The sequence below is a fragment of the Micromonospora sp. B11E3 genome, from assembly GCF_039871625.1.
Classification (GTDB): Bacteria; Actinomycetota; Actinomycetes; order Mycobacteriales; family Micromonosporaceae; genus Micromonospora.
Window position 1 is genome coordinate 1 of sequence record NZ_JBDPMC010000162.1, and the last position, 4953, is coordinate 4953.

Annotated in this window: 4 protein-coding genes; 3 read left to right on the forward strand and 1 reads right to left on the reverse strand. The window is 73.0% G+C overall.

Annotation, left to right across the window (positions count from 1 at the left end; translation table 11 throughout):
- Window positions 1-415: zinc ribbon domain-containing protein (locus ABGB16_RS33150; RefSeq protein WP_347672006.1), on the forward strand; the 415-nt coding region annotated here is incomplete at its 5' end.
- Here ABGB16_RS33150 and ABGB16_RS33155 read toward each other — a convergent pair.
- Window positions 297-1565, reverse strand: coding sequence for an Ig-like domain-containing protein (locus ABGB16_RS33155; protein ID WP_347672009.1), 1269 nt, complete (start codon window positions 1563-1565; stop codon window positions 297-299). The two genes, ABGB16_RS33150 and ABGB16_RS33155, sit on opposite strands and share 119 nt — an antisense overlap.
- Before the next feature lie 282 nt (window positions 1566-1847).
- Between ABGB16_RS33155 and ABGB16_RS33160 the strand changes: the two genes are divergently transcribed.
- Together ABGB16_RS33160 and ABGB16_RS33165 are read left to right on the forward strand one after the other, a co-directional pair.
- On the forward strand, window positions 1848-3029 hold the full coding sequence (locus tag ABGB16_RS33160; protein ID WP_347672007.1) for a D-alanyl-D-alanine carboxypeptidase: 1182 nt from the start codon (window positions 1848-1850) through the stop codon (window positions 3027-3029).
- Window positions 3030-3084: 55 nt separating this feature from the next.
- Window positions 3085-3984 (forward strand): amidohydrolase family protein, encoded by a 900-nt coding sequence (locus ABGB16_RS33165; protein ID WP_347672008.1) that lies wholly within the window; start codon window positions 3085-3087, stop codon window positions 3982-3984.
- Window positions 3985-4953: the final 969 nt, after the last annotated feature.

Genomic DNA, 4953 nt, shown 5'->3' on the forward strand with positions numbered 1-4953 from the left:
CTGGGCGAGTTTCACCAGCATGTTGGAGTACAAGGCCGCCCGGTACGGGCGAACGTTCGGCCGGGTGGATCGGTTCTTCCCGTCCACGCGGATGTGCTCGCAGTGTGGCCGCATCAACGACAAGATGTGCGGTGGGCGGAGCGGCGGCGGCCGAGCCTGTGCTGACGTGCCGGGGTCGGCTTTCGGCCGGCGGCCCCGCACCGACCACCGCGCGGACCCGGAAGTAGTGCAGCCCCGCCCCGGCGCCTCCGTCCACCTGGGACGAGGGCGCCGGGGCGGGGCGGCCCGAAGCGCGGTCAGCGTCCGCCGGCGGACGGGGCCGGGGCCGGGGAACCACCGGCCACGGCGCCCGGATGCGGCGCCTGGGTCGGGGCCGGCCGGAGCCCGGCGGGCACCGGCAGGGCGCTGCCCCTGACGAACTCCTCCCAGCTGACGTTCCAGGCCGTCCAGCCGTTGCCCTCGGTCAGCGGGACCTCGGTGCCCCGGACGGTGACCAGGTCGCCGACCTGGGTGACGTTCATCAGCCAGTCGGCGGCGGCCGCGGAGACGTTGGTGCAGCCGTGCGAGACGTTGGTGCTGCCCTGGTCCCCCTCCGACCACGGCGCCCCGTGGATGAACTCGCCACCGGCGGTGAGCCGCTGGGCGTCCTCCACGTCGACCACGTAGCCGCCGTCCGGTTCGCCCCGCGTGTCGAACGTGGCGTACTGGTGCTTTGCCATGATCACCATCTTGCCGCTGGAGGTCGGGGTGCTCGGCTTGCCGAGGCTGACCGGAATCCTGCGGAGCAGCTTGCCGTCGCGGAGCACGGACATCTGTTTGCTGGCGTTGTCGATCTCCAGGGACACCTGCCGCCCGATCTTCGAGGTGGCGGAGCGGTCCGCGTCGCCCATCCTCTCCTTGCCGATCGGCAGCCCCTCCAGGGCCGCCCGGACGCTGATCGTCGTGCCCGGCCGCCAGAAGTCCGGCGCCCGGTAATACGCCTGGGAACCGTCGGAGACCCAGGACCACGCCCCGGGTTGCGGCGGATTCGTCTTCACGAACAAACGGCGCTGTACGTCGGCTCTGGCCTCTTTGGGAATGGGCGGGTCGAAGGAGACCGTCACCGGCATCGCCGTGCCGTACGTCTGGTTGCTCTCGAAATACAGGTTGCTGGTGATCTCCGGTTTCGTGGACGCCGCCGTCGTGGTGAACGTGGTCCTGCGGGTGGTGGTCTTCCCGGAGTCGCCGGTGGCGGTCACCTCGGCCGTGTAGGTGCGCCGCGGCTGCAACGGCGCGACGGGCACCCAGGCCGACCCGTCCTCCCGCGGCTCGGCCCCGACCTGGGCGCCCTTGTCGTCGGTGAGGCGGACCTGGGTGACGCGCCCGCCCTTGACGGTGGTGCCCACCTCGGCGCTGATCGGCACGTCGCGGGCCCGGTCGGCGGGCGTCAGGGCCAACTCCGGCGCCGCCGCCCGCACGCCGGCCGGTCCGGCGCCCGACCTCTGGTCGGCGGTGCACGCGGCGAGAGCCAGTGGCGTCGCCGCGATGGTCGCGGCCAACAGCGACAGTCGTCGCTCGAAGCCCATCATGCCTCCTCCCGATCGTGATTTCCTTTCGCCACATTCTCTCCGCGGCCCGCGGGCGCGTTCGTGTTTTCGGCGGATCCCCGAAAACGATTCACGGGCCGGGTCCGGCCGGGCGACGGCCGGGCGGCCGTGCCGTTTTCGACCGGAGGATCCCGGCGTCGGAATGCCGGAGAACGGGGACGGCGCAGGGCAGAGCCGAGCACAGTAGTCCCGACCGCCGGCCCGTCGGCCTGTTTCTGGAACCCGGCCGCGCCCCCGGCGGCGCGGACTACGTTCTCAACCGTGACTGGCTTCCGCATCGCCACCGCGACCTTCAGCGCGTTGCTGCTCACCCCCGCCGTGGCGGTCGGGCCACCGGCACGGGCGGCGGCCGCGCCGCACGTGCCGTGCCCGACCGTGCAGCCGCCGGCCCCGCCGCCCACCGCCCCCGCCCCGCCACCGGTCGACCCGGCCGACGGGGCGGTCGGGGGAGAGGCACTGGCGACGGCGGGACTGGTGACTCCCGCGGGTGTGCCGACGGCCCCGGCGGTGACGGCGACCTCGTGGCTCGTGGCGGACCTCAACAGCGGGATGGTCCTGGGCGGCTGCGGCCCCCACGAGCGCCGGACGCCGGCCAGCGTGCAGAAGCTGCTGTTGGCCGCGGCGCTCATGCCCCGCCTCGATCCGGCCCAGGTCGTCGAGGTGACCCGGGCGGACCTGCGGGATCTCGACCCCGCCAGTTCGCTGATGGGCGTCGTCGAGGGCGGCCGGTACTCCGTCGAGAGCCTCTGGCTGGGGCTTCTCCTCCGGTCGGGAAACGACGCGGCCAACGTGCTCGCCCGCGTCGGCGGCGGCCCCGCCGGCCGGCAGGGCGGGGTCCAGGCGATGAACGACGAGGCGCGCCGGCTGCACGCCAACCAGACCCACGCCGCCACGCCCTCCGGCCTGGACGGCCCGGGCCAGTACACCAGCGCGTACGACCTCGCGCTGATCGCCCGCGCCACCTTCGCCAGGGAGGACTTCCGGCGGTACATCGCGACCAGGGCGGCGCAGGTGCCCTTCGAGATCCGCAACGAGAACACCCTGCTGGACAGCTACCCCGGGATGCTGGGCGGAAAGACGGGCTTCACGGACCTGGCCCGGCAGACGTACGTCGGCGTGGCCGAGCGCGACGGCCGGCGGCTCGTGGTCGCCCTGCTCGGGGCGGAGACGGCGCCGCTGGGCAGCCTGGGGGAGGCGCTGGCCCTGCTCAACTGGGGCTTCGCCCTACCTGCCGACGCGTCGGTCGGCCGCCTGGTGACGCCCGGCGAGGACAAGCACACCGGTCTCGCGGTGGCCGCCGAAGGCCAGGGCCGCGGTCGGGTCGCGGAGTCGCGGTCGTTCCCGGTGCCCGTCGGCCTCACCCTCGGCGCCGCCCTCGTGCTGGTCGTCCTGGTCCTGGCCGGCTGGCGGGCCGGCGCCCGGCGGGCGGCCCGCCGACGGTAGGGCCCGCCGGACACGCGTCCCGGCGGCGGGGGGTCTTCCCCTAGGCTGGCCACCCGTGAGTACGACGCCGGGCCCCGCCACGGACGAGGAGATTCCCGCCTACCTGGCCGCCGTGGGGCTGACGGGGCTGGTCGACATCCACGTCCACTTCCTGCCCGAGCCGATGCTGCGCAAGGTGTGGGCCTTCTTCGACGAGGCCGACGTCCGGTACGGGGTGCCCTGGCCGATCACCTACCGGTTCGACGAGCCGACCCGGCTGCGCGTCGCGCGCCGCCTCGGGATGCGGGTGATCCCGGCCCTGACCTATCCCCACAAGCCGGGGATGGCGACCTGGCTCAACGAGTGGTGCCGTGAGTTCGCCGACCGCGTCCCCGACGCGGTGCACTGCGCCACCCTGTATCCGGAGCCGGGCGTCGGCGACTACGTGGCCGCGGCGGTCACCGCTGGGGCCCGCCTGTTCAAGGTCCACCTGCAGGTCGGGGAGTTCGCCGCGGACGACGCGCTGCTCGACCCGGCCTGGGCCGTCCTCGCCGAGCACCGGGTGCCGGTCGTCCTGCACGGTGGCTCCGCGCCGGCCCCCGGGCGTCACACCGGCCCGGACGGCGTCGGGCGACTGCTCGGCCGGCACCCCGGGCTGGTGCTGGTGATCGCGCACCTCGGCATGCCCGAGTACCACGCCTTCGCCGACCTCGCCGAGCGGTATCCCGGGGTCCACCTCGACACGACCATGGCCGGCACGGACTTCGCCGACAGGTTCGCGCCGCTGCCCGCCGGATACCGGCAGCGCCTGCTCGCCCTGGGCGACAGGGTCGTCCTCGGCTCCGACTTTCCCAACATCCCCTATCCCTACGCCCACCAGTTGCAGGCCCTGGCCCGCCTGGACCTCGGCGACGAATGGATGCGCCGGGTGCTGTGGACCAACGGCACCCGGCTGCTGCGCCTCGAGGTCGACTGACCGCGCCGCTGTCGCCGGGGACGCGTCGTCAGCGCAGGAACCCGGCCATCGTCCTGACGAACCCCTCGGCGTCGTCGAGCCAGGGAAACGCGAACGGCGCCCGGCACTGAACCGCACCCGGGGCGGAATGGGCAGCTAGGCGGCTGCCTGCGGGGCGGGGCGGCAGTCCTCGGCGGGAACGGTCTCGTCGACGATCCCCCCGCCCACAGCCAGGCGCCGGGGCCGTCTGGTGATGTCGCCGCAGGCTGCTCCTCGCGGATTTCATTCCGAGATTCGGAACGCGTTGCCACCGTCGTCGGTGCCGCCCAGCCGCCAGCTCGTGATCCGGACTCCCTCACCTCCGGTTCGCACGTCTTGTGGGTTCGCACGTCCCCGGCGGCCGACCGGAGTGCGCCGGAAACCGGCAATAGGCCGGTGAATCCGCTGGTCAGCGGTCGGTGAGGAGGCCGTTGATGGCTGCCCTCTCGCGGTCGGCGTCGGTGGGCAAGCTGTACGCCCGTGTGGTTTCGAGACGGGCGTGTCCCATGAGTTCAGCGACCAGGCCTGGCCGTAGCTTTCAGCCTGAAATCAACGGCAACGTTGGTCAACGGGCTCTCGGCACGAGCAGCACCGCTGTCCTGCGGCACCTGCTCTGACCAGCGTTGTCGTTGATTTTCGCTGTCTACTACCGGGAGGCCTGTTCGCCCGTGCCGCGCGTCTGGATGTGTGGTGGTTCACGTGTGGGTGGGGATGGCTCGTGTCGCCGATGTCGACTACCGTCGCTTTACGGTGATGGGTTCGTGGCTCTCGGTGATCAACATCTTGGGTGGCGGTGGAGGCGTCGGTCGGGTTGCGGGGCGAGGAGTTGGGGCCTCGGCCGCCGGGTGGGGGCAGTGCCGAGGTCATCGCCGACGAGGTGGTCGGGGGCTGGGGTGGCGGTCAGCGCGGTTGACTGATCCGCGCTGGGTGCCCTGATTCGGGGCGGGGAAG